Raw genomic sequence first — 22,955 nt, 5'->3', positions numbered from 1 at the left:
GACAGGGTGTAGCGGGATGCACAAACCCGAAGTGACCGATTTGGGGCTTCGCGCCCGCCGGCAATACAACTGCCGGCACACATACGCTACCATGTGCCCCATGTCGGGGATGAACCCTGCGTTTATTGCCACTCAGCTCGGTCATAGCGTTCAGATATTGCTATCGACCTACACCCGATGGATCAACGCCAGCACCGACTGGGGTGAGCTCGGAAAGATTGAAAAGAGCTTGATTGGTACACAATTGGTACAGACAGAAACAGTACCCCTCTGAAACCCGTATGGAATCAGCCTCTGTGACACTGGAACAGAACTACACCGCGATTCTCGGCCAATTGGGCGAGGACGTCTCCCGCGAGGGCCTGCTCGACACCCCAAAACGTGCCGCCAAAGCCATGCAGTACCTCTGCCGCGGTTATGAACAGACACTGGAAGAGGTCACCAACGGTGCCTTGTTCAGCTCCGACAACAGCGAAATGGTGCTGGTGAAGGACATCGAGCTCTACTCGTTGTGCGAACACCACCTGCTGCCGTTTATCGGCAAGGCTCACGTCGCCTACATCCCGAGCGGCAAGGTATTGGGCCTGTCGAAAGTTGCGCGGATTGTCGATATGTACGCCCGCCGCCTGCAGATCCAGGAAAATCTCAGCCGCCAGATCGCCGATGCGGTCCAGCAAGTCACCGGCGCTCTGGGCGTTGCAGTGGTGATCGAGGCCAAGCACATGTGCATGATGATGCGCGGCGTGGAGAAACAGAATTCGTCGATGATCACGTCGGTGATGCTGGGTGAGTTCCGCGAAAACGCGGCCACCCGCAGCGAGTTTCTCAGCCTGATCAAGTAATTCGCAGAAGAAGAAAACCGGCATTCATCGCCGGTTTTTTTTCGTCTGTGAAAAATCAGGTAAGCTGCGCGCCTTCTGTTTGCCCCTGTGAGGCTTATACCGTGTTCGTTAAAGCGCTTCGTGTCGGCCTTGGCCAACTGATCATCTTCATTGACTTCATTACCCGCCCAGGCAAAAAGCAGCGCCCTGCCGCCGCTCAGGCTCAGGTCGAGACGGCCGCCAAGGACCTGACCCTGTATCAGTTCCACGCCTGCCCGTTCTGCGTGAAAACCCGCCGCACCCTGCGCCGCTTGAACGTGCCGGTGGCCTTGCGCGACGCGAAGAACAACGAACAGGATCGCCAGGCCCTGCTGGAACAGGGCGGCAAGATCAAGGTTCCGTGCCTGCGCATCGAAGAGAATGGCCAGACGACCTGGATGTATGAGTCCAAGGTGATCATCGATTATCTGGACAAGCGTTTCGCTGCTGCCTGATGGTTTTGTACTGGGACTGATGGCCTCATCGCGAGCAAGTCGGATCGCCGCACCGTCGCTCCCACAGTGGTTTGTGGGGTGACGGAGATCTGTGATCAACACTGATCCCCTGTGGGAGCGAGCTTGCTCGCGAAGAGGCCGGCACAGGCGCCACAAAATCCAGACCAAAATAAACCGGCCCTAGAGCCTAATGCCGATCAGTTAAGCAATTTCAGCTGCAACGCACTTCCTTGTAGCAGCTGCCGAAGGCTGCGTTCGGCTGCGCAGCAGTCGTGAAATCAGACGATGCGGTGTTTCAGGAAGACCGCAAACCCAGGTTTTACGACTGCTGCGCAGACGAACGCAGGCTTCGCCAGCTGCTACGGATTGTGTCGTTCCTTAACTGATCGGCATTAGCCCTAGAGCCGGTTTATTTGTTTCTGCCCTCAGGCTGCTTGCGCTGCCTGGGCCTGACGCACCACCGCTGCCAGCCGCTTGAGCCCTTCGTCCAGCCGTGCCGGGTCGATGTGGCTGAAGTTCAGGCGCAAATGCCCCGGATTGCTGTCCGGTTCAGGGAAGAACGGCTCGCCCGGCATGAACGCCACATCCGCTGCCAGTGCAGCCTTGAGCAACGTACGCGTATCCAGCGGCTGCTTGAGTGTCAGCCAGAAAAACAACCCGCCCTGCGGCACGTTCCAGTCCGCCAAATCAGCAAAATGCGTTTCCAGGGCTGACTGGAACGCGTCCCGACGAACCCGGTAGAAATCCCGCAGCTCGCTCAAGTGATGCTGAAATTTCTCTGTGCCAATCCACTGCAGCGCTTGCCACTGGCCGACGCGATTGGTGTGCAGATCGGCCGATTGCTTGAGTTTCAGCAAGTGCGGGAAGAGATCCGGGCTGGCGATCAGATAGCCGACTCGCAGTCCGGGCAACAGGGTTTTCGACACGGTGCCGGTGTAGATCCAACTGGTCTTTTTCAAGCGGCTAACAATCGGTGTGGCGCTGCCACCATCAAAAGTCAGCTCGCGGTAAGGCTCGTCTTCGATCAAGGTCACGCCGAACTCATCCAGCAAGGCTGCCACAGCATCACGCTTGGCGTCGCTGTAGCGCACGGCCGAAGGATTCTGAAAAGTCGGGATCAGGTAGATGAAGGCGGGTTTGTGTTTCTCCAGTCGAGTTCGAAGTTGCGCCAGGTTCGGGCCATCAGCCTCCAGCGGGACAGTGATGCAGTCGGCGCCGAACAGCTGAAAAATCTGCAACGCCGCCAGATAAGTCGGCGCTTCGAGCAAAATCTCAGTGCCTTTGTCGATGTATAGCTTGGCCGCCAGATCGAGGGTTTGCTGGGAGCCGCTGACCACCAACACCTGACTCGCCTCGCAGGGTACGCCCAGCGCCCGCGCCTCTGCTGCCAGCGCTTCACGCAGCGCCGGCTCACCTTCGCTCATGCCGTATTGGCCCATGGACAGCGGCATGTCGGCCCACTCGACTTTCGGCAGCATGGCTTCGGCCGGCAAGCCACCGGCGAACGACATCACTTCCGGGCGCTGGGCGGCGGCGAGGATTTCACGGATCAAAGAACTTTTAAGGCGCGAGACACGTTCGGAAAATGCCATGGGGTCACCGGTAGCGAGGCCTGAGGAAAATGAGTCAAACTGGTTGACCGAAATTACGACAGACCGAACGGATACGTCAATATGCTTGACCTTAAAAATCCCGCTACTCAGCAACAGGCGATGGAAGCGTTTTTCTTCGGTTACCAGGCGTTCACCGCGAAAGCCGACGAAATGCTCGAGCGTCGTGGCTTGAGCCGGGTGCATCAACGCATTGTGTTTTTCATCGCCCGCTACCCGAACTTGAGCGTCAAGGAACTGCTGGCATTGCTCGGGGTGACGAAGCAGGCGCTGAACATTCCGCTGCGTCAATTGGTGGAAATGCATCTAGTGAACAGTGTCGCGTCCGAGACCGATAAGCGTAAGCGGTTGCTGGAGCTGACCGACGATGGCGCGCGTTTCGAGCAGTCGTTGCGCCGTGAACAGGTGAAATTGCTGGAGCGGGCGTTTGCCGAGGCGGGAGAGACGGCGGTGAATGGGTGGATGGCGGTGAACATGGCGTTGGGGCAAACCCAAGCGCTCGCGGACTGAGCAGACTGTCTGCAGGATTTGCATCAACTGATCGGACGCCATCGCGAGCAAGCTAGCTCCCACAGGGGAATGCGGTCAACTGTGGGAGCGAGCTTGCTCGCGATGGCGTCCTTGCAGGCGATATATCCCTATTGCCAAACTTTTCGTCTACAAAATCAAAAACATTATTTGCTTTATTTGTATACAAAAGCATAATCCACTTCGTGCGAGTTCCTGACCAAGCGGTCAACAAATTCGCAAGTACCTCAAAGGGTCGCTGCCACCCTCATGGGTCCGGCCCTGGAAATAACAATAAAACTCTTGAGGAGTACTCGCTGTGGAAAGCCGCAAATCCGAAGCCCCGACGCTGGAACTCTCGCCGCCGTTACGCAATGGCTGGCTGGAGCGCATCTTCAAACTCAGCTTGCATGGCACCACGGTGAAGACCGAGTTGATTGCCGGTCTGACAACCTTCATTACCATGGCCTACATCATCTTCGTCAACCCCAACATCATGGCCGACGCCGGGATCGATCACGGTGCCGCGTTCGTCGCCACCTGCATCGCCGCCGCGCTGGGTTGCCTGTTGATGGGCTTGTACGCCAACTGGCCGGTCGGCCTGGCGCCGGGCATGGGCCTCAACGCCTTCTTCACTTACACCGTGGTCGGCACCATGGGTTACAACTGGGAAACCGCCCTTGGCGCGGTGTTTGTTTCCGGTGTGTTGTTCATGTTTCTAACTTTTTCCCGGATCCGCGAATGGCTGCTCAATAGCATTCCGGTGAGTTTGCGCTTTGCCATGGGTGCCGGTGTGGGTCTGTTTCTGGGGCTGATCGGCTTGAAAACCGCGGGCATCGTGGTCGACAGCCCGGCCACCCTGATCAAGCTCGGCTCCCTGCGCGAACCTGGCCCACTGCTGGCCGCCATCTGCTTCCTGATGATCGCTGTACTCAGCTACCACAAAGTGTTCGGCGCGATTCTCATCAGCATCATCACCGTCACCCTGGCGGGTTGGGGCCTGGGCCTGGTGCACTACGAGGGCATCATGTCCGCCCCGCCGAGCCTGGCGCCGACCTGGATGGCCATGAACATTGCCGGCGTGTTCAACGTCAGCATGATCAGCGTGGTGCTGGCCTTCCTCTTCGTGCACATGTTCGACACCGCCGGCACCTTGATGGGCGTCGCCCAGCGCGCCGGTCTGGTGAACGCTGACGGCCGGATCGAAAACCTTTCCCGTGCCATGAAAGCCGACAGTGCTTCCAGTGTTTTCGGCGCAATGGTCGGTGTTCCGCCGGTCACCAGCTACGTGGAAAGTGCCGCGGGTGTAGCCGCTGGTGGTCGGACTGGTCTTACCGCCGTGACCGTAGGTGTGCTATTTATTGCCGCAATGTTTTTCGCACCGCTGGCTGGCATGATCCCCGCTTACGCAACCGCCGGTGCGCTGATTTATGTGGCGATGCTGATGATGGGCGGTATGGCGCACATCGAATGGGACGAAGCGACCGACAGCATTCCGGCGATCGTCACCGCGATCATGATGCCCCTGACCTTCTCGGTCGCTGATGGCATTGCGCTGGGCTTTATCACGTATGTGGTGCTGAAGGCTTTCACCGGTAAGCACAAGGAAATTTCCGTCAGTCTGTGGGTGCTTTGCGCGATCTTCATCGCCAAGTTCATTTTCTTGTAAGCCGTACACGCTTCAAAACAGCCTCACCCCGTCGGGTGAGGCTTTTGTGCAAATGGAGGAAAGTGATGAGTCTGGAAACATGGCTGCTGTTCAGCGGCGCTGCGCTGGTGGTAATCCTGATCCCGGGGCCACTGTCTTTGCTGATGATCAGCAACAGTCTGAATTACGGTTTGCGTCGTTCTTACCCGGCGTTTCTGGGGGGCGTGATTGCGTCGATCTGCTTGCTCAGTGCGTCGGCGCTGGGTTTGGGCGCCTTGCTGCTGGCATCGGAACAGTTGTTCAGCGCCCTGAAGATCGTCGGGGCGCTGTACCTGTTCTACTTGGCCTGGCAGAGCTGGCAGCAATCGCGTCAGCCCTCCCACGGCGCTGAAGTGCCCCAGGCTGCGCCAGTGCCACGCTTTCGCGCACTGTTCGGGCGCGCGTTCATGTTGGGCGCCAGCAACCCCAAAGACATTCTGTTCTTCGCCGCTTTCCTCCCGCAGTTCCTCAGTGCCGAGCAACCGTTCCTGCCGCAGTTGCTGGTGATGATTGCGACCTGGACCGTGCTGGATTTGCTGTGCAAGCTGGCTTATGGGCTGGGTGCCAATGGTGCTGCACGGTATCTGCGTAGCGGTAAGGGGCAGAGCTGGTTTAACCGGGTGAGTGCGGGGTTGTTCAGTGGTGCCGGCGCGGCCTCATTGTTGAGCCGCTAAGGGCAAAAGATCGCAGCCTCGTTGCACTCGACAGCTCCTACAGGGGGGGAATGCGTTTCCATGTAGGAGCTGCCGAAGGCTGCGATCTTTTGACTTTTCTACAGGCAAAAAAAAGCCCGCAGTGTGAGCGGGCGAAAGACCAAAGAAGCTATATGCGCAGGATTTTTTGGGGGAAAGTCCTAGCTTCCTCTGTAGGTCGAATAGCTGTACGGCGAAATCAGTAACGGCACATGGTAGTGATCCTGTTCCGCAGAGATGCCGAAACGCAGCACCACCACATCCAGGAACGCAGGTTCTGGCAGCTGAACGCCACGGGCGCGGTAGTAATCGCCCGCATGAAATTGAACCTGATAGACCCCGGAACGGTAGTCATCGCCTTGAAGCAGCGGTGCATCGACCCGGCCGTCGCTGTTGGTGATCGCGCTGGCGACCAATTCCAGCTGCGAGCCTTCAACGCGGTACAACTCGACCTTGATCGAGCTGCCCGGGCAACCATGTGCAGCGTCTAAAACGTGAGTAGTCAAACGTCCCATTGATTCTGCGCGCCTGCCTGCGTGGAGCAGTCAGACCTCGCGCCTCCCGAAGTCAGTTGAAAAGGAGACCGCACCGATTCGGAGCACGAAACGCTGCGGCGAGCGACTGATTAAGACACTTTTCAAAAAAATTGTACACAATAAAAACAACATATTTACCACTAGACCCGTCATTCAGGGATTCACGCCAAATCTGCCGCCGAGCCATAGGGCAAAAGGACTTTCCATCTTTTTACTGACCAATCAGGCAGGTTTCTTGCAATAACATGTGAAGATGACAGTCAGTGAAAAATGCAAAAAAACAGGCTTACAAAGTGGATATAAAGTTGTATACAATCAGCCCATCGCTGTGACGCCAGCCTGTCATCAAACCGCCAGGCCGCCACACAACCCTGACCTTGAACAAGTCGAACGAATAAGAAGGAAGACTGCAGTGAGCGCTGACTACCCACGCGACCTGATCGGTTACGGCAGTAACCCTCCTCACCCACACTGGCCGGGCAATGCCCGCATCGCCTTGTCCTTCGTGCTCAATTACGAAGAAGGCGGCGAGCGCAATATCCTGCACGGCGATAAAGAATCCGAAGCCTTCCTTTCGGAAATGGTCTCGGCGCAGCCGCTGCAAGGCGCGCGCAACATGAGCATGGAATCCCTTTACGAGTATGGCAGCCGCGCCGGCGTCTGGCGGATTCTGAAACTGTTCAAGGAATTCGACATTCCGCTGACCATCTTCGCCGTGGCCATGGCCGCCCAGCGCCACCCGGACGTGATCCGCGCGATGGTCGATGCAGGCCACGAGATCTGCAGCCACGGCTATCGCTGGATCGACTATCAGTACATGGACGAAGCGCAGGAACGCGAGCACATGCTCGAAGCGATCCGCGTCCTCACCGAAATCACCGGCGAGCGCCCACTAGGCTGGTACACCGGCCGCACCGGTCCGAACACTCGTCGACTGGTGATGGAAGAAGGCGGTTTCCTCTACGACTGCGACACCTACGACGACGACCTGCCCTACTGGGAACCGAACAACCCGACCGGCAAGCCGCACCTGGTGATTCCGTACACGCTGGACACCAACGACATGCGCTTCACCCAGGTCCAGGGTTTCAACAAGGGCGACGATTTCTTTGAATACCTCAAAGACGCGTTCGACGTGCTTTACGCTGAAGGCGCCGAAGCACCGAAGATGTTGTCGATCGGCCTGCACTGCCGTCTGATTGGCCGTCCGGCGCGTCTGGCCTCGCTCAAACGCTTTATCGAGTACGCTAAAAGTCATGAACAGGTGTGGTTCAGCCGTCGCGTCGACATCGCTCGCCACTGGCACGAAAACCACCCGTACCAAGGGGCCGCAAAATGAGCCACTTCCAAACCCTGAAGCCGTCGACCCTGAGCCGCGACGCGTTTGTCGCCGCTTTCGCCGACATCTACGAACATTCGCCATGGGTGGCCGAAAAGGCCTTCGACCTGGGCCAGGACGCATCGATCGACGAGATCGAAACCCTACACCAACGCATGAGCGACATCCTGTTAAGCGCCGATCACGAAAGCCAACTGGCCCTGATCAACGCTCACCCGGACCTGGCCGGAAAAGCCGCCGTCCAGGGCCAACTGACCGAAGCCAGCACCAATGAACAGGCTGGCGCCGGTATTCACCAATGCACGGCCGAAGAGTTCCAGCGCTTCACCGAGCTGAACGACGCCTACAAGGCCAAGTTCAAGTTTCCCTTCATCATGGCGGTAAAAGGCAGCAACCGGCATCAGATCCTCGCGGCGTTCGAAACGCGCATTCACAACCCGGAAGACACCGAGTTCAAATGCGCGCTGGCGGAGATCAACAAGATCGCCCTGTTCCGATTACTGACCCTTTAGCGAGCAGCCCTTGTGAAAAGCCCCGAGTGTTCTTAAACGCAAAAAGCACCCAGGGCTCCTGCGAGCATCCCAAGCCAACTTATTAAAGGCAGACAAGAAGAATGAAAGCTTACGCCGTACCTTTCGAGAAGTTCGTCAACCTGGCCGACGCCCGCCTGGGCACCAAAATCATCTCGGTCACCGATGACTGGTTCGCTGATGCCAACCGCCTGTTCCAGCCGACCCCGGCTGTGTGGAAAGAAGGCGTGTTCGATGACAACGGCAAGTGGATGGACGGCTGGGAGTCGCGCCGCAAGCGCTTCGAAGGCTATGACAGCGCTGTGATCCGCCTGGGCGTACCGGGTTCGATCAAAGGCGTGGACATCGACACCTCATTCTTCACCGGCAACTTCCCACCGTCGGCCTCCCTGGAAGCCTGTTTCCTGGCTGAAGGCGAACCGACTGAAAACACCCAGTGGGTTGAAGTGCTGTCGGCTGTCGAGCTGCAAGGCAACAGCCATCACTTCCATGAAATCAACAACGACCAGGCGTTCAGCCACCTGCGCTTCAACATCTACCCGGATGGCGGCGTAGCGCGTCTGCGTGTGTACGGCGTGCCGCACCGCGACTGGTCGGCTGTCGGCGACAACGAACAAATCGATCTGGCCGCCGCCCTGAACGGTGGCCGCGCCCTCGCCTGCTCCGACGAACACTTCGGTCGCATGAGCAACATCCTCAACCCGGGCCGTGGCATCAACATGGGCGACGGTTGGGAGACCGCACGTCGCCGTACACCGGGCAATGACTGGGTCATCGTCGCGCTGGGTCATGCCGGCGAGATCGAAAAAGTCATCGTCGACACCTTGCACTTCAAGGGCAACTACCCGGACACCTGCTCGATCCAGGGCGCGTTCGTGAAGGGCGGCACCGACAGCCAGATCGAAACCCAATCGCTGTTCTGGCGCGAATTGTTGCCGGCGCAGAAACTCGAAATGCACGCCGAACACACCTTCGCCGAGCAGATCAAGGCGCTGGGCCCGATCACCCACATCCGCCTGAACGTGTTCCCGGACGGTGGTGTGAGCCGCCTGCGGGTATTGGGCAAGGTCGCTAAATAAGCGCTGAACCCAATCGCGAGCAAGCTCGCTCCCACATTTGACTGCGTTTCCCTGTGGGAGCGAGCTTGCTCGCGATAGCGTCAGAACAGACAACAACGAATTCAAGGTAAGAAGACCAGCATGCGCACATTGACGATTGAACCGCTGACCAAAGAAGCCTTCGCCCCTTTCGGTGACGTGATCGAAACCGACGGCAGCGATCACTTCATGATCAACAACGGTTCGACCATGCGCTTTCACAAACTGGCGACGGTGCAAACCGCCACGCCAGAGGACAACGCGATCATCAGCATCTTCCGCGCCGACGCGCAGGACATGCCGCTGACCGTCAGCATGCTGGAGCGTCACCCGCTGGGCAGCCAGGCTTTCATTCCGCTGCTCGGCAACCCTTTTCTGATCGTGGTCGCGCCACTTGGCGATGAACCTGTATCAGGCTTGGTCCGCGCCTTCGTCACCAACGGCAGGCAGGGCATTAATTACCATCGCGGCGTTTGGCACCATCCGGTGCTGACGATCGAAAAGCGGGATGACTTCCTGGTGGTTGATCGCAGTGGCACAGGCAATAACTGCGATGAGCATTTTTTCAAAGAGGATGAGCGTTTGATCCTTGCCCCCCACCAATAAGAGAAGGTCTGATCACTCGACAACAGAGTGACAGGCGAGAGGTAAAGACTGTGGAAGCACATCTGTTGGAATGGCTGAACCTGAGCGTGCGCTGGGTTCACATGATTACTGGCGTGGCCTGGATCGGTGCGTCGTTCTATTTCGTCTGGCTGGAAAACAACCTCAATCGGGTCAACCCGAAAAGTGGTCTGGCCGGCGATTTGTGGGCGATCCACGGCGGCGGTATCTATCACCTGGAAAAATACAAACTGGCTCCACCGACCATGCCGGACAACCTGCACTGGTTCAAATGGGAAGCCTACTTCACCTGGATGTCAGGGATCGCGCTGTTGTGCGTGGTGTTCTACTCCAACCCGACGCTGTACCTGCTGGCACCAGGCAGCAGCCTGACCGGCCCTGAAGGGGTCGCGCTGGGCATTGCCTCGTTGTTCGTCGGCTGGTTCGTCTACTCCTTCCTCTGCGACTCGGCCCTGGGCAAACGCCCTGCCCTGCTCGGCTTCATCCTGTTCGTGCTGATCATTGGCGCTGCTTACGGCTTCAGCAAAGTGTTCAGTGGTCGTGGTGCGTACCTGCACGTCGGCGCGATCATCGGCACCATCATGGTCGGCAACGTGTTCCGCATCATCATGCCGGCGCAGCGCGCACTGGTTGCCGCGATTGCCGAGAACCGCACGCCGGATCCGGCACTGCCGGCCAAAGGTCTGCTGCGTTCGCGTCACAACAACTACTTCACCTTGCCGGTGCTGTTCATCATGATCAGCAACCACTTCCCGAGCACCTACGGCAGCCAATACAACTGGCTGATCCTGGCCGGGATCGCGGTGCTCGCGGTGTTGGTGCGTCACTACTTCAACACCCGTCATGACAGCCACAAGTTTGCCTGGACCCTGCCCGTTGCGGCCGTGGGCATGATCTGCCTGGCGTACGTGACTGGCCCGGCGCAGATGCCCAGCGCGCCTGAAGTAGCCAAGGCGCCTGGCACCATCGAGTACCAGCCGTTGCCGGAAACTGCCCTCGGTGGTGGTGCCAAACCTGAAGCGGCGAAACCTGCTGCACCTGCCGCTGCACCGGCTCAGGCGTCCAACGCCGGCCCCGGTTTCGACAAGGTTCACAGTGTGATCCAGGAGCGTTGCGCGGTTTGCCATTCGGCCAAACCGACCAGCCCGCTGTTCAGTGCTGCACCGGCTGGCGTGATGTTCGATACCCCCGAGCAGATCCGTCAGAACGCTGCACGCATCCAGGCTCAAGCCGTCACCAGCCAGATCATGCCACTGGGCAACATCACCCAGATGACCCAGCAGGAACGTGACCTGATCGGTGCGTGGATTGTTCAGGGAGCTCCAACCAATTAAGTAGCAAAAAGCATCGCGGGCAAGCCCGCTCCCACAAGGACACCATCAATCCCTGTGGGAGCGGGCTTGCTCGCGAAAGCGTCGGGCCAGTCAACGTGATGTTGAATGTAATGGCCTCTTCGCGAGCAAGCCCGCTCCCACAGGTTTGCCTGATGCACAAAATCACAAGAATAAAAAAGATCCGAGGTGTTGCATGTCCGAGCTATCCGAAGCGCGCATCCCCGACGCACCCGCCATTCAGCGTTTACCCCTTTTGCAACTGATCCTGGTTGGTCTGCAACATGTTCTGCTGATGTACGGCGGAGCCATCGCGGTGCCGCTGATCATCGGACAGGCCGCTGGCCTGAGTCGTGAAGAAATTGCCTTCCTGATCAACGCCGACCTGCTGGTGGCCGGGATCGCTACCATCGTGCAATCGCTGGGCATCGGCCCCATGGGCATCCGTATGCCGGTGATGATGGGCGCCAGTTTCGCCGCTGTCGGCAGCATGGTCGCCATGGCCGGCATGCCGGGCATCGGTCTGCAAGGGATCTTCGGCGCGACCATCGCCGCCGGGTTCTTCGGCATGATCATCGCGCCGTTCATGTCCAAAGTCGTACGCTTCTTCCCGCCTCTGGTGACCGGCACGGTCATCACCTCGATCGGTTTGTCGCTGTTCCCCGTGGCCGTGAACTGGGCCGGCGGCGGTGCAGGTGCCGCTCAATTCGGCTCACCGATTTACCTGGCCATCGCCGCGCTGGTGCTGGCCACCATTCTGTTGGTGCACCGCTTCATGCGCGGTTTCTGGGTCAATATTTCGGTGCTGATCGGCATGTGCCTCGGCTACATCGTTTGCGGCGTGATTGGCATGGTCGACCTCAGCGGCATGGCTCAAGCGCCGTGGCTGCAGATCGTCACCCCGCTGCATTTCGGCATGCCGAAGTTCGAACTCGCACCGATCCTTTCCATGTGCCTGGTGGTGGTGATCATCTTCGTCGAGTCCACCGGGATGTTCCTCGCCCTGGGCAAAATCACCGGCCAGGACGTCTGCCCACGAATGCTGCGTCGCGGTTTGTTGTGTGATGCCGGCGCCTCGTTCTTCGCCGGTTTCTTCAACACTTTCACCCACTCCTCTTTCGCGCAGAACATCGGCCTCGTGCAGATGACCGGCGTGCGTTGCCGCTCGGTGACCATCGTTGCCGGCGGTTTGCTGGTGGTGTTGAGCCTGTTGCCGAAAGCGGCGTTCCTGGTGGCGTCGATTCCGCCGGCAGTACTGGGCGGCGCAGCGATTGCGATGTTCGGCATGGTCGCCGCCACCGGCATCAAGATTCTTCAGGAAGCCGACATCGGTGACCGTCGCAATCAATTGCTGGTGGCGGTGAGCATCGGCATGGGGCTGATCCCGGTGGTCCGTCCGGAATTCTTCGCCCACCTTCCGCTGTGGATGAGCCCGATCACCCACAGCGGAATCGCCATGGCCACGCTCAGTGCGCTGTCGCTGAACCTGCTGTTCAACATCCTCGGCGGCGCCGAACGCGCGGCCATCAACGACTGCCACGCCCACCCGCACTAACACATCAGCGCCACAGAACCTGTGGGAGCGGGCTTGCTCGGGAAGGGGCCATCAGCCTCAACATCATTGTTGACTGACATACCGCTTTCGCGAGCAAGCCCGCTCCCACAGGGGGAACACCTGCGCCTCAAACAATAAAAACAAGAGGGAGCAACAGATGATTCGGACACAGACAAACATGCTGTTGGGCGGTGGCTTATTGGCCGCCAGTCAGGCCATGGCCGGCGATCTGCTGCTGTGGCAGACCAACAGCCTGAGCTATTTGTATGGCAAGGATTTCGCGGTCAACCCGTCGATCCAGCAGACGATAACCTTTGAGCACGCCGACCGCTGGAAGTACGGCGACAACTTCCTGTTCGTCGACAGCACTTACTACAACGGCGAGAAAGACCGGAACAAAGGCGTTCACGCCTATTACGGCGAGTTTAGTCCGCGCCTCTCCTTCGGCAAAATCCTCGACCGCCGTTTCGAATTCGGCCCGATCAAGGATGTGTTGCTGGCCATGACCTACGAGAATGGCGAAGACGACACCGAGGCCTATCTGATCGGCCCCGGTTTCGATCTCGCGGTACCGGGCTTCAATTTTTTCACCTTGAACTTCTACTATCGCCAGACCGAAGGCTCGCGTCCCGGCGACGATGTCTGGCAGATCACGCCGGCCTGGTCCTACACCCTGCCATTGGGCAACTCGAACCTGTTGATCGACGGCTACATCGATTGGGTCGTGGATAACGACCAGAACTCACATGGCACCTACCACGCCAACCTGCACTTGAACCCGCAGATCAAATACGACCTGGGGAAGGCCTTGGGCTGGCGGGAGAAACAGGTGTACGTCGGCGTCGAATACAGCTACTGGAAAGACAAATACGGCATCGAAAACAACGCCAACCTCGACACTAATGAGAACACCACCAGCCTGCTGGTGAAGGTGCATTTCTAGATGATCCGCAACCGTGCTCCAAACCTGTCGTCGGTGCGCTGTTGCGGGGCACTTGAGACCTGGCCAAGGAGTCAGTATTCTCCGCGGCCGCCCGAATCTGGTCTAAAAAAAAGCCCGGATTTAATTCCTGACCAGAAAGCCAACTTATCCCGGCGCTGGACGGTACCAAGGCACTCCAAAACCACTCTCAATCGGCTGCTCTTGAGCAGCCGAGCGGGAGTTTTTTGGCTTTTCAAAAGCCTTGGCTCAGCTTTTGCCAACAGCACTGAAGCTGACCGATTGGATGATTTTTTACAGCTACAGAAAAGGCGCCACACCAGAGCGCCGACCTTAGAAAAATAACGTGGAACCACCTACTTTTTGGGAGCAACCGAATGAAACGTACGTGCACTAGCCTGATGTTGGCGGGATCTTTGCTGGCCGGGGGCCAGGCCATGGCCGGCGACTTGCTGCAATGGCAGAACAACAGCCTGTCCTACCTGTATGGCAAGGACTTCCAGGTCAACCCGCACATTCAGCAGACCGTCACCTTCGAGCATGCCGATGCATGGAAATATGGGGACAACTTCTTCTTCGTCGACAAGATTTTCTACAACGGTGACAAAGACTTCAACGTTGGCCCGAACACCTATTACGGTGAGTTCCAACCGCGTATTTCGCTGGGCAAGGTCCTCGACCAGAAAATCGAATTCGGCCCGATCAAAGATGTCCTGCTGGCCATGACCTACGAGTTCGGTGAAGGCGATACCGAGTCCTACCTGATCGGTCCCGGTTTCGACCTGGCGATCCCGGGCTTTGATTACTTCCAGCTGAACTTCTACCAGCGTCACACGGAAGGCAGCCGTCCAGGCGACAACGTGTGGCAGATCACCCCGGTCTGGTCCTACACCATTCCTGTCGGTGACTCGAACATCCTGATCGATGGCTACATGGACTGGGTGGTCGACAACGACTCCAACTCCAAAGGCGACTACCACGCCAATCTGCACTTCAACCCGCAGGTCAAATACGACTTGGGCAAGGCGCTAAACCTTGGCGAAAAGCAGTTGTACGTCGGCGTCGAGTATGACTACTGGAAAAACAAGTACGGTATTGAAGACAGTCAGGGCTTCAAAACCGATCAGAGCGTAACCAGCTTCCTGGTCAAGGTTCACTTCTAATCCGGCGGCGTCTGTAAGGACGCCATCGCGAGCAAGCTCGCTCCCACAGTTGATCAGTGGTGATCACAAATAATGTGTTCACAGGAGATTGAATGTGGGAGCAAGCTTGCTCGCGATGGTCGCGCCGCCGATCTCAAGCCGAAACCACAGGCTCCGCCAACCCGAGAAACCGGCACAACTCCCCGCGCTTGGCCAACGCATCCCGCCGCCCCAAATCAATCAATTCGCTGCAATACCCCGCCTCGAACAGCAGATAACTCAGCACCCCCGCCCCGCTCGTCCTGGTCGCCCCCGGTCCGCGCAGAAACAGACGCAGCGCCGCCGGTAATTCCTGCCGATGCCGCGCCGCAATCTCATCGATCGGCTGACTCGGCGAAATCACCAGCACATCTACCGGCGCCACACCCAGCGCGCGCGTCGGCGTGCCATCGGGCAGCAGATGACTGAACTGATTGAGCCGCTGCAACAACTCGATGTCACTTTCCAGGCTGTCAATGAACGTGCTGTTGAGCAGGTGCCCACCGATCTGCGCCAGGCTCGGTTGCTGACCGGTGTAGGCGCGTTGCAGCGGTTGTTCCGGGTCGACGCCGCGGGGGTTGCCGCTGACGCCCACTACCAGCACTCGGCTGGCGCCCAGGTGCAGCGCCGGGCTGATCGGTGCCGACTGACGCACCGCGCCGTCGCCGAAATACTCTTCACCGATTTTCACTGGTGCAAACAGCAGCGGAATCGCTGAACTGGCCAGCAAGTGATCGACGGTCAATTGCGTGGGGACGCCGATTCGCCGATGGCGCAACCAGGCATTGATGGTGCCGCTGCCCTGATAAAAGGTCACCGCCTGACCGGACTCGTAGCCGAACGCGGTCACCGCAACCGCCTGCAACTGCTTCTGTGCAATGGCCTCGGCAATCCCGTTCATCTGCAGTTTGTCGTCGAGCAATCCGCGCAGCGGCGAACTGTTGAGCAACGCCACCGGCACCTGAGCGCCAATCCCGAGCAAACTGTGGCTGACAAAACGGCTGGCCTGGTGGATCACGCCCGGCCAGTCGCTGCGCAGCACCAGATGACTGCGAAAGCCCTGCCAGAAGGCTGTCAGACGTTGAATCGCACCCCGAAAATCCATCGCCCCACTGGCGAGGCTGACCGCGTTGATTGCGCCGGCCGAGGTGCCGACGATCACCGGAAACGGATTGCTCGCGCCGACCGGCAACAGCTCGGCAATCGCCGCCAGAACACCCACCTGATAAGCCGCCCGAGCCCCGCCGCCGGAAAGAATCAACCCTGTAACCGGTTCAGCAGGACTCATCGCAACACTCCATGGTGCATATAAGGACGGTGGTTCAACCGCGTTTTGCGTACAGCTTCGGCTCGCCCGGCGGACGGCTCTTGAAGCGACGATGAGCCCAAAGGTATTGCTGCGGACATTCGCGCAAGACGCCTTCGATCCATTGGTTGATCCGCAGGCAGTCGGCCTCTTCGGTTTCGCCGGGGAAACCTTCGAGCGGTGCATGAATCACCAGTCGATAACCGCTGCCGTCCGCCAGACGTTCCTGAGTGAACGGTACCACCAGCGCCTTGCCCAACCGCGCAAACTTGCTGGTGGCGGTGACGGTCGCGGCCTGAATCCCGAACAGCGGCACGAAGATACTTTGCTTGGCGCCATAGTCCTGATCCGGTGCGTACCAGATTGCCCGGCCGGCCCGCAGCAGTTTCAGCATGCCGCGCACGTCGTCGCGCTCCACCGCCAGCGAATCGACATTGTGCCGCTCGCGCCCCAGGCGCTGGACGTAGTCGAACAACGGATTTTTGTGTTCGCGGTACATGCCATCAATGGTGTGCTGCTGGCCGAGCAACGCCGCGCCGATTTCCAGCGTGGTGAAATGGACGGCCATCAGGATCACGCCTTTGCCGTCACGCTGGGCTTTTTTCAAATGCTCCAGCCCTTCGACATGGGCCAGCTTCGCCAGGCGCTCACGCGACCACCACCAGCTCATGGCCATTTCGAAAAACGCGATGCCCGTGGAGGCGAAGTTTTCCTTGAGCAGGCGCTTGCGCTCGGCAGCGGCTTTTTCAGGGAAACACAGTTCGAGATTGCGCTTGGCAATGCGCCGTCTGTCGCCCGCTACTCGATACATCAATGCACCCAGGGCGCGACCGATCGACAGCAACACCGGATACGGCAGCTGGACAATCAGCCACAACAGCCCCAAGCCACACCACAAAGGCCAGAAACGTGGAGAAAGAAATGCTGTTCGAAAACGCGGGCGATCCATTAAAGGTTCCGGAAAGACAATGGCCGCGCATTCTACATCGTTCGACCCGGCTTGCGGCTCGCGGGCGTTCTCGTTATAAGTCTCGGCACTTTTAGTGACAAGTCGTTGTATGCCGACCATGAGCCAAACCGAACCGCTAGACCAAGATCCCGTGTTCCAGCTGAAGGGCAGCATGCTCGCCATTACGGTGCTGGAACTGGCCCGTAACGACCTCGAGAACCTCGATCGTCAACTGGCCGCCAAGGTTGCCCAGGCGCCTAACTTCTTTAGTAACGCGCCATTGGTGCTGGCCCTGGACAAACTCCCGGCCGGCGAAGGTGCAGTCGATCTGCCCGGCCTGATGCGCGTCTGCCGCCAGCATGGCCTGCGCACCCTGGCGATCCGTGCCAGCCGCATCGAAGACATCGCCGCGGCCATCGCGGTCGACCTGCCGGTGCTGCCACCGTCCGGCGCCCGTGAGCGTCCGTTGGACCCGCTCGAAGGCCAAGTCAAGAAAAAACCGGAAAAACCGCCGGAGCCGACTATCAAGCCAACGAAGATCATCACCTCGCCCGTACGCGGTGGGCAGCAGATTTATGCCCAGGGCTGCGATCTGGTGGTGATCTCGTCGGTCAGCCCGGGGGCGGAACTTCTCGCCGACGGGAACATCCATGTATACGGCCCGATGCGTGGTCGAGTGTTGGCCGGCGTCAAAGGCGACACGAAAGCCAGGATTTTCTGTCAGCAAATGAGCGCTGAACTGGTCTCCATCGCAGGCCACTACAAGGTTTCGGAGGATCTGCGTCGCGACCCTTTGTGGGGTGCGGGCGTACAGGTCAGCCTGTCGGGCGATGTGTTGAACATCATTCGGCTTTAACGGATACTGCCGCATTTTCCAAACATCTCTAAAACGTAGCGAAAACGGCTCAAACGAAGTAGGAAAAAGGCCATAAGCAGTGTTTACCCGAGGTAAGCGCCGTTCTGGACCGAATTCCAGCCAAGGCTGTCCGACTGCAGTAGTTTTTCTAGAGATGTTTTTCAGGGGCTAAATGTCCTTTTTCCTTAGGGGTGAAACACCTTGGCCAAGATTCTCGTGGTTACATCCGGCAAGGGTGGTGTGGGTAAGACCACCACCAGTGCTGCTATCGGTACCGGCCTCGCACTGCGCGGTCACAAAACAGTTATCGTCGACTTCGACGTCGGTTTGCGTAACCTCGACCTGATCATGGGTTGCGAACGTCGCGTGGTGTATGACTTCGTCAACGTGGTGAACGGCGAAGCCAACCTGCAACAAGCCCTGATCAAAGACAAACGCCTGGAAAACCTCTACGTACTGGCCGCCAGTCAGACCCGCGACAAAGACGCGCTGACCGTCGAAGGCGTGGAAAAAGTGTTGATGGCGTTGAAAGAAGACTTCGAATACGTGGTCTGCGACTCTCCGGCCGGCATCGAAAAAGGCGCCCACCTGGCCATGTACTTCGCAGACGAAGCGATTATCGTGACCAACCCGGAAGTGTCCTCGGTTCGTGACTCGGACCGCATGCTCGGCCTGCTGGCCAGCAAATCGCGCCGCGCTGAAAAGGGCGAAGACCCGATCAAGGAACACCTGCTGCTGACCCGCTACAACCCGCAACGAGTCAGTGACGGCGAGATGCTCGGCGTCGAAGACGTCAAAGAGATTCTGGCGGTCGCCCTGCTGGGTGTCATTCCGGAATCCCAAGCGGTACTCAAAGCTTCCAACTCGGGCGTGCCGGTGATTCTCGACGACCAGAGCGATGCCGGTCAGGCATACAGCGATGCGGTCGATCGTCTGCTGGGCAAAACCGTGGAACATCGTTTTCTCGATGTAACGAAGAAGGGATTCTTCGAGCGCCTGTTTGGAGGTAGATAATGAATCTTTTTGACTTCTTTCGTGCCAGCAAAAAGGTCAGCACCGCGTCGGTAGCGAAAGAGCGTCTGCAGATCATCGTGGCGCACGAACGCGGCCAACGCAGTACACCGGACTACCTGCCAGCCTTGCAGAAGGAATTGGTCGAGGTCATCCGCAAGTACGTCAATATCGGGTCCGATGACGTGCACGTCGCTCTGGAAAACCAGGGCAGCTGTTCGATTCTGGAACTCAATATCACCCTGCCTGACCGCTAGTCGATCAGACAGGAGCCACGGCGGCTCAGAACCTTTGAGCCCCTGTAGGAGCTGCCGTAGGCTGCGATCTTTTGATCTTGTCTTAAAAGCAAAATCAAAAGATCGCAGCCTGCGGCAGCTCCTACCGGGGACAATGAAGGTTCTGAGCCGCCGTTGGCGTTTGTTACGAGGCTGTTTTAATGCCGCTGTCCAACATCAGCATCATCCATCAGGACGCCGCCGTACTGGTGGTGAACAAACCGACCCTGCTGCTCTCTGTCCCTGGCCGGGCCGATGACAACAAGGACTGCCTGATTACCCGCCTGCAGGAAAACGGCTACCCGGAAGCGCGAATCGTCCATCGTCTGGACTGGGAAACTTCCGGCATTATTCTGTTGGCCCGTGACCCGGACACTCATCGCGAGCTATCTCGGCAATTTCACGACCGCGAAACCGAAAAGGCCTACACCGCCCTGTGTTGGGGCCAGCCGGAACTGGACAGTGGCAGCATCGATCTGCCCTTGCGCTACGACCCGCCGACCAAGCCACGCCATGTGGTGGACCATGAATTCGGCAAACATGCCCTGACCTTCTGGCGCGTACTGGAGCGTTGCGGCGATTGGTGTCGTGTCGAGTTGACGCCGATCACCGGCCGCTCCCATCAGTTGCGCGTGCACATGCTTTCCATCGGCCACCCACTGCTGGGTGACGGGCTGTATGCCCACGAGCAAGCACTGGCCGCCTGGCCACGACTATGTTTGCACGCGAGCATGCTGAGCTTCACTCACCCGCAAAGCGGCGAACGCTTGCGCTTCGAGTGTCCTGCTCCTTTTTAAGTAACCGCCGAACCAAAAAACGCCCCTCCATTGAAGGGCGTTTTTTTATTTCTTGTTACAAATCGACGTGAAAATGGCGTAAAAATATTGTCATAAATTTGTAATGAAACGTAAAATGCCATCACTTTGATAGCAGGCAGGAAGCCCTCGTGCTCAGCAACAAGACATTCCAAGACGACTACCCATTCACCTTCTGCCTTTTCAACACCACGCTACACCTTAGCGAGCAGCCTTCAGCCGAAGCACAACAGGCACTTGAACACCTCATACACAAACGACGCGCCCGCAAGCTCACCCGTGCGAGTGCGCCTCTGGCCTCCGGCGATACGCCGTTGTTTGCCAAGGTCCAGCCGCTGGATACCTTGAAGGCAAAAGTGCGCGTGACCTTTGGCAAACCGCAGCGCAATGGCCGATTCGACTGGCCGCTGGAAGAGTTGATCAATACGCTCGAAGCACAACGCCGTGGCGTGCAAATGCCGCCGCTGCAAGGGTTCGGTTACACCAAGGACCGACTGGGGCTGACCCAGGAATATTTCATTATCACGCGCCTGCTCGACGAGCATATCGACGGTGTGCAATGGCTTAAACGCAACCCGGACAGCGTCGAAACATTCATTCTCGATGCCTTCGAATTGCTGAGCTCCTTGTCGCGCAAGAACATCACGCACATGGATTTCTGGGCCGGCAACATCATGATCCCGCAAACGCCGCGGACCCAACTCAAAGCCATCGACTTTGAAAACTGCTTTGCCGGCCAGACAAACCATCAAAGCGAAACCCTCGGTTTTCAACTGGGCTTCTTCTATCGCCGGGACATCTACAAGCTCATCACCGAAGCCGCCTATGACCGCCTTGTGGACGACTATATTCGGCAGATCCCCGGCATCTCGATGGAAAAATTCAACGAGGTGTACCTCGCGAGCAAACATGAATATGTCGGCCGCAAGCAACGTCGCGAAGTGTTCCTCAATGGCAAGCTGATCACCGGTTGACTCATCCTCTTCGCCAATCGGCAGCCGGCGTACGTCGAACGGCATTGTCTCTGCAATGCCGTGAGCCAATACGTTAAACTTGCGCCATTGCTGTCTGGAGCTACTTATGCGCGAAGAGTTGAACCAAGGCCTGATCGATTTCCTCAAGGCCTCCCCTACCCCATTCCATGCCACCGCCAGCCTTGTTCAGCGCCTGGAAGCGGCGGGTTATCAACGCCTTGACGAGCGCGAGCCATGGACCACCGAAGCCAACGGTCGTTACTACGTCACCCGTAACGACTCGTCGATCGTTGCGTTCAAGATGGGCCGTCATTCGCCCCTGCACGGCGGCATTCGCCTGGTTGGCGCGCACACCGACAGCCCATGCCTGCGGGTCAAACCCCAGCCGGAACTGCAACGTCAGGGCTTCTGGCAACTGGGCGTCGAAGTCTATGGCGGCGCACTGCTGGCGCCATGGTTCGACCGCGACCTGTCCCTGGCCGGCCGCGTGACCTTCCGCCGTGACGGCAAGGTCGAGAGCCAGCTGGTCGACTTCAAGGCGCCGATCGCCATCATCCCGAACCTGGCCATTCACCTGAACCGTGAAGCCAACATGGGCTGGGCGATCAACGCCCAGACCGAACTGCCGCCGATCCTTGCGCAATTTGCCGGTGACGAGCGCGTGGACTTCCGTGCCGTGCTCACCGACCAACTCGCCCGCGAACACGGCTTGAACGCCGACGTGGTGCTCGACTACGAGCTGAGCTTCTACGACACCCAAAGCGCTGCGGTCATCGGCCTGCATGGCGACTTCATTGCCGGGGCGCGCCTGGACAACCTGCTGTCGTGCTATGCCGGCCTGCAAGCCTTGCTGACCACCGAAACCGACGAAACCTGCGTGCTGGTCTGCAACGATCACGAAGAAGTCGGTTCCTGCTCGGCCTGCGGCGCCGACGGCCCGATGCTGGAGCAGACACTGCGTCGCCTGCTGCCAGAAGGTGATGAGTTCGTGCGCACCATTCAGAAATCCCTGCTGGTCTCGGCTGACAACGCCCACGGCGTGCACCCCAACTACGCCGACAAGCACGACGCCAACCACGGCCCGAAACTCAACGCCGGCCCGGTGATCAAGGTCAACAGCAACCAGCGCTACGCCACCAACAGCGAAACCGCCGGGTTCTTCCGCCACCTGTGCATGGCCGAAGAAGTACCGGTTCAGAGCTTCGTGGTGCGCAGCGACATGGGTTGCGGCTCGACCATCGGCCCGATCACCGCCAGCCACCTGGGCGTGCGCACCGTGGACATCGGCCTGCCAACCTTCGCCATGCACTCGATCCGTGAACTGTGCGGCAGCCATGATCTGGCGCACCTGGTCAAAGTACTGAGCGCGTTTTACGCCTGCCGCGAGTTGCCGTAATCCGTGTAGGAGCTGGTAGGAGCTGGTAGGAGCTGGTAGGAGCTGGTAGGAGCTGGTAGGAGCTGGTAGGAGCTGTCGAGAGAAACGAGGCTGCGATCTTTTGATCTTGTTTTTAAATAGCAAAGTCAAAAGATCGCAGCCTCGTTTCACTCGACAGCTCCTACACTTTCAATACCCCTTTCGACAAGGCAGTCGCTCATGATCTCGTTGTCTTCGTTTCACGCCATGCTGATCCCGATTCTTGCCGGGATGATCATGCTGGCAATCGGCTTCAATTTTCGCGACAAAAACGTCGGCGTGTTCGCGATGTGGATCGGTATGTTGATGATCCTCGCCACCGTGATTTTCAAGATCCTCGCCAAACTCAACGAATAAATCCTGACCCTGGCTCGCATTGATTTTGACGGGCTCGTACACTCGGTCGATCCG

24 protein-coding genes and 1 pseudogene are annotated in these 22,955 nt (G+C 58.4%); 21 read left to right on the top strand and 4 right to left on the bottom strand.

The window, feature by feature from the left end:
* Positions 1–31 precede the first annotated feature (31 nt).
* The 3 genes and pseudogenes from ACMXYH_RS10985 to ACMXYH_RS10975 form a co-directional block, all read left to right on the top strand.
* Positions 32–274 (top strand): annotated as a pseudogene (locus ACMXYH_RS10985) (site-specific integrase); the annotation flags it as partial.
* A gap of 22 nt (positions 275–296) precedes the next feature.
* The gene (folE, locus tag ACMXYH_RS10980; protein WP_010456659.1) at positions 297–842 is read left to right on the top strand and encodes a GTP cyclohydrolase I FolE; all 546 of its coding nucleotides are present in this window, start codon (positions 297–299) and stop codon (positions 840–842) included.
* A gap of 101 nt (positions 843–943) precedes the next feature.
* On the top strand, positions 944–1,315 hold the full coding sequence (locus ACMXYH_RS10975; RefSeq protein WP_129436949.1) for a glutathione S-transferase N-terminal domain-containing protein: 372 nt from the start codon (positions 944–946) through the stop codon (positions 1,313–1,315).
* Positions 1,316–1,740: 425 nt separating this feature from the next.
* Here ACMXYH_RS10975 and ACMXYH_RS10970 read toward each other — a convergent pair whose 3' ends face one another.
* Entirely contained in the window at positions 1,741–2,907 is a 1,167-nt protein-coding gene (locus ACMXYH_RS10970) for a PLP-dependent aminotransferase family protein (protein WP_415767077.1), read from the bottom strand.
* Between the two features lie 81 nt (positions 2,908–2,988).
* Here ACMXYH_RS10970 and ACMXYH_RS10965 point away from each other — a divergent pair, with 81 nt between their 5' ends.
* The 3 genes from ACMXYH_RS10965 (at position 2,989) to ACMXYH_RS10955 (ending at position 5,793) form a co-directional block, all read left to right on the top strand.
* On the top strand, positions 2,989–3,435 hold the full coding sequence (locus ACMXYH_RS10965; protein WP_415767076.1) for a MarR family winged helix-turn-helix transcriptional regulator: 447 nt from the start codon (positions 2,989–2,991) through the stop codon (positions 3,433–3,435).
* A 316-nt stretch (positions 3,436–3,751) separates the two neighbouring features.
* Entirely contained in the window at positions 3,752–5,101 is a 1,350-nt protein-coding gene (locus tag ACMXYH_RS10960; RefSeq protein ID WP_129436953.1) for an NCS2 family permease, read from the top strand.
* 65 nt (positions 5,102–5,166) lie between these two features.
* Complete coding sequence (locus tag ACMXYH_RS10955) at positions 5,167–5,793, top strand: LysE family translocator (RefSeq protein WP_129436954.1); 627 nt, start codon at positions 5,167–5,169, stop codon at positions 5,791–5,793.
* A 179-nt stretch (positions 5,794–5,972) separates the two neighbouring features.
* Here the strand turns inward: ACMXYH_RS10955 and uraH are convergent, their stop codons facing one another.
* Positions 5,973–6,326: a hydroxyisourate hydrolase gene (uraH, locus tag ACMXYH_RS10950; RefSeq protein ID WP_010456673.1), complete on the bottom strand. Its 354-nt coding sequence runs from the start codon at positions 6,324–6,326 to the stop codon at positions 5,973–5,975.
* Positions 6,327–6,759: 433 nt separating this feature from the next.
* Between uraH and puuE the strand changes: the two genes are divergently transcribed.
* The 8 genes from puuE (at position 6,760) to ACMXYH_RS10910 (ending at position 14,926) form a co-directional block, all read left to right on the top strand.
* The gene (gene puuE / locus ACMXYH_RS10945) at positions 6,760–7,686 is read left to right on the top strand and encodes an allantoinase PuuE (RefSeq protein WP_134421395.1); all 927 of its coding nucleotides are present in this window, start codon (positions 6,760–6,762) and stop codon (positions 7,684–7,686) included.
* On the top strand, positions 7,683–8,198 hold the full coding sequence (gene uraD / locus ACMXYH_RS10940; protein ID WP_415767075.1) for a 2-oxo-4-hydroxy-4-carboxy-5-ureidoimidazoline decarboxylase: 516 nt from the start codon (positions 7,683–7,685) through the stop codon (positions 8,196–8,198). The genes puuE and uraD overlap by 4 nt, the downstream gene beginning before the upstream one ends.
* Positions 8,199–8,299: 101 nt before the next feature.
* Entirely contained in the window at positions 8,300–9,295 is a 996-nt protein-coding gene (gene alc / locus ACMXYH_RS10935) for an allantoicase (RefSeq protein ID WP_046027113.1), read from the top strand.
* Between the two features lie 120 nt (positions 9,296–9,415).
* Positions 9,416–9,919: an ureidoglycolate lyase gene (locus ACMXYH_RS10930; RefSeq protein ID WP_010456681.1), complete on the top strand. Its 504-nt coding sequence runs from the start codon at positions 9,416–9,418 to the stop codon at positions 9,917–9,919.
* Positions 9,920–9,969: 50 nt separating this feature from the next.
* Positions 9,970–11,271 carry a urate hydroxylase PuuD gene (locus ACMXYH_RS10925; RefSeq protein ID WP_415767074.1) on the top strand — a complete coding sequence of 434 codons (1,302 nt, stop codon included), beginning with the start codon at positions 9,970–9,972 and terminating at the stop codon, positions 11,269–11,271.
* Between the two features lie 193 nt (positions 11,272–11,464).
* Positions 11,465–12,823, top strand: coding sequence for a nucleobase:cation symporter-2 family protein (locus tag ACMXYH_RS10920; RefSeq protein ID WP_415767073.1), 1,359 nt, complete (start codon positions 11,465–11,467; stop codon positions 12,821–12,823).
* Between the two features lie 157 nt (positions 12,824–12,980).
* Complete coding sequence (locus tag ACMXYH_RS10915; protein ID WP_415767072.1) at positions 12,981–13,766, top strand: outer membrane protein OmpK; 786 nt, start codon at positions 12,981–12,983, stop codon at positions 13,764–13,766.
* Positions 13,767–14,140: 374 nt separating this feature from the next.
* Positions 14,141–14,926 carry an outer membrane protein OmpK gene (locus ACMXYH_RS10910; RefSeq protein WP_129436960.1) on the top strand — a complete coding sequence of 262 codons (786 nt, stop codon included), beginning with the start codon at positions 14,141–14,143 and terminating at the stop codon, positions 14,924–14,926.
* A gap of 133 nt (positions 14,927–15,059) precedes the next feature.
* Here the strand turns inward: ACMXYH_RS10910 and ACMXYH_RS10905 are convergent, their stop codons facing one another.
* Together ACMXYH_RS10905 and ACMXYH_RS10900 are read right to left on the bottom strand one after the other, a co-directional pair.
* Positions 15,060–16,232 (bottom strand): patatin-like phospholipase family protein, encoded by a 1,173-nt coding sequence (locus ACMXYH_RS10905; protein WP_415767071.1) that lies wholly within the window; start codon positions 16,230–16,232, stop codon positions 15,060–15,062.
* 34 nt (positions 16,233–16,266) lie between these two features.
* Positions 16,267–17,199 (bottom strand): lipid A biosynthesis lauroyl acyltransferase, encoded by a 933-nt coding sequence (locus ACMXYH_RS10900; RefSeq protein ID WP_415767070.1) that lies wholly within the window; start codon positions 17,197–17,199, stop codon positions 16,267–16,269.
* A gap of 118 nt (positions 17,200–17,317) precedes the next feature.
* On the opposite strand from ACMXYH_RS10900, the gene minC reads away from it, so the two are divergent.
* The 7 genes from minC (at position 17,318) to ACMXYH_RS10865 (ending at position 22,901) form a co-directional block, all read left to right on the top strand.
* Positions 17,318–18,055 (top strand): septum site-determining protein MinC, encoded by a 738-nt coding sequence (gene minC, locus ACMXYH_RS10895; RefSeq protein WP_123366484.1) that lies wholly within the window; start codon positions 17,318–17,320, stop codon positions 18,053–18,055.
* A gap of 201 nt (positions 18,056–18,256) precedes the next feature.
* Positions 18,257–19,069 (top strand): septum site-determining protein MinD, encoded by an 813-nt coding sequence (gene minD / locus ACMXYH_RS10890; RefSeq protein ID WP_129436963.1) that lies wholly within the window; start codon positions 18,257–18,259, stop codon positions 19,067–19,069.
* Positions 19,069–19,323 (top strand): cell division topological specificity factor MinE, encoded by a 255-nt coding sequence (minE, locus tag ACMXYH_RS10885; protein WP_007898843.1) that lies wholly within the window; start codon positions 19,069–19,071, stop codon positions 19,321–19,323. The genes minD and minE overlap by 1 nt, the downstream gene beginning before the upstream one ends.
* A gap of 179 nt (positions 19,324–19,502) precedes the next feature.
* Positions 19,503–20,138 (top strand): RluA family pseudouridine synthase, encoded by a 636-nt coding sequence (locus tag ACMXYH_RS10880; RefSeq protein WP_046047515.1) that lies wholly within the window; start codon positions 19,503–19,505, stop codon positions 20,136–20,138.
* Between the two features lie 149 nt (positions 20,139–20,287).
* Positions 20,288–21,130 (top strand): hypothetical protein, encoded by an 843-nt coding sequence (locus ACMXYH_RS10875; protein ID WP_129436964.1) that lies wholly within the window; start codon positions 20,288–20,290, stop codon positions 21,128–21,130.
* 106 nt (positions 21,131–21,236) lie between these two features.
* On the top strand, positions 21,237–22,526 hold the full coding sequence (locus ACMXYH_RS10870) for a M18 family aminopeptidase (RefSeq protein WP_046047516.1): 1,290 nt from the start codon (positions 21,237–21,239) through the stop codon (positions 22,524–22,526).
* Between the two features lie 198 nt (positions 22,527–22,724).
* A complete protein-coding gene (locus tag ACMXYH_RS10865) occupies positions 22,725–22,901 on the top strand; it encodes a hypothetical protein (protein WP_165353224.1) in 177 nt (58 codons plus the stop codon).
* Positions 22,902–22,955: the final 54 nt, after the last annotated feature.

The organism is Pseudomonas frigoris (assembly GCF_047758635.1).
GTDB classification, from domain to species: Bacteria; Pseudomonadota; Gammaproteobacteria; order Pseudomonadales; family Pseudomonadaceae; genus Aquipseudomonas; species Aquipseudomonas frigoris.
The sequence above is the reverse complement of the archived record's forward strand: the minus strand, read 5'-3'. Positions and strand labels throughout refer to the sequence as shown.

Bases quoted from the DNA above. Each gene is read 5' to 3' on its own strand.
- alc (WP_046027113.1), top strand. From the start codon at position 8,300: ATGAAAGCTTACGCCGTACCTTTCGAGAAGTTCGTCAACCTGGCCGAC.
- ACMXYH_RS10900 (WP_415767070.1), bottom strand. From the start codon at position 17,199: ATGGATCGCCCGCGTTTTCGAACAGCATTTCTTTCTCCACGTTTCTGG.
- ACMXYH_RS10970 (WP_415767077.1), bottom strand. From the start codon at position 2,907: ATGGCATTTTCCGAACGTGTCTCGCGCCTTAAAAGTTCTTTGATCCGT.
- ACMXYH_RS10880 (WP_046047515.1), top strand. From the start codon at position 19,503: ATGCCGCTGTCCAACATCAGCATCATCCATCAGGACGCCGCCGTACTG.
- ACMXYH_RS10955 (WP_129436954.1), top strand. From the start codon at position 5,167: ATGAGTCTGGAAACATGGCTGCTGTTCAGCGGCGCTGCGCTGGTGGTA.
- minE (WP_007898843.1), top strand. From the start codon at position 19,069: ATGAATCTTTTTGACTTCTTTCGTGCCAGCAAAAAGGTCAGCACCGCG.
- ACMXYH_RS10865 (WP_165353224.1), top strand. From the start codon at position 22,725: ATGATCTCGTTGTCTTCGTTTCACGCCATGCTGATCCCGATTCTTGCC.
- uraD (WP_415767075.1), top strand. From the start codon at position 7,683: ATGAGCCACTTCCAAACCCTGAAGCCGTCGACCCTGAGCCGCGACGCG.
- ACMXYH_RS10905 (WP_415767071.1), bottom strand. From the start codon at position 16,232: ATGAGTCCTGCTGAACCGGTTACAGGGTTGATTCTTTCCGGCGGCGGG.
- uraH (WP_010456673.1), bottom strand. From the start codon at position 6,326: ATGGGACGTTTGACTACTCACGTTTTAGACGCTGCACATGGTTGCCCG.
- ACMXYH_RS10965 (WP_415767076.1), top strand. From the start codon at position 2,989: ATGCTTGACCTTAAAAATCCCGCTACTCAGCAACAGGCGATGGAAGCG.
- ACMXYH_RS10920 (WP_415767073.1), top strand. From the start codon at position 11,465: ATGTCCGAGCTATCCGAAGCGCGCATCCCCGACGCACCCGCCATTCAG.
- ACMXYH_RS10910 (WP_129436960.1), top strand. From the start codon at position 14,141: ATGAAACGTACGTGCACTAGCCTGATGTTGGCGGGATCTTTGCTGGCC.
- ACMXYH_RS10930 (WP_010456681.1), top strand. From the start codon at position 9,416: ATGCGCACATTGACGATTGAACCGCTGACCAAAGAAGCCTTCGCCCCT.
- ACMXYH_RS10915 (WP_415767072.1), top strand. From the start codon at position 12,981: ATGATTCGGACACAGACAAACATGCTGTTGGGCGGTGGCTTATTGGCC.
- minC (WP_123366484.1), top strand. From the start codon at position 17,318: ATGAGCCAAACCGAACCGCTAGACCAAGATCCCGTGTTCCAGCTGAAG.
- ACMXYH_RS10870 (WP_046047516.1), top strand. From the start codon at position 21,237: ATGCGCGAAGAGTTGAACCAAGGCCTGATCGATTTCCTCAAGGCCTCC.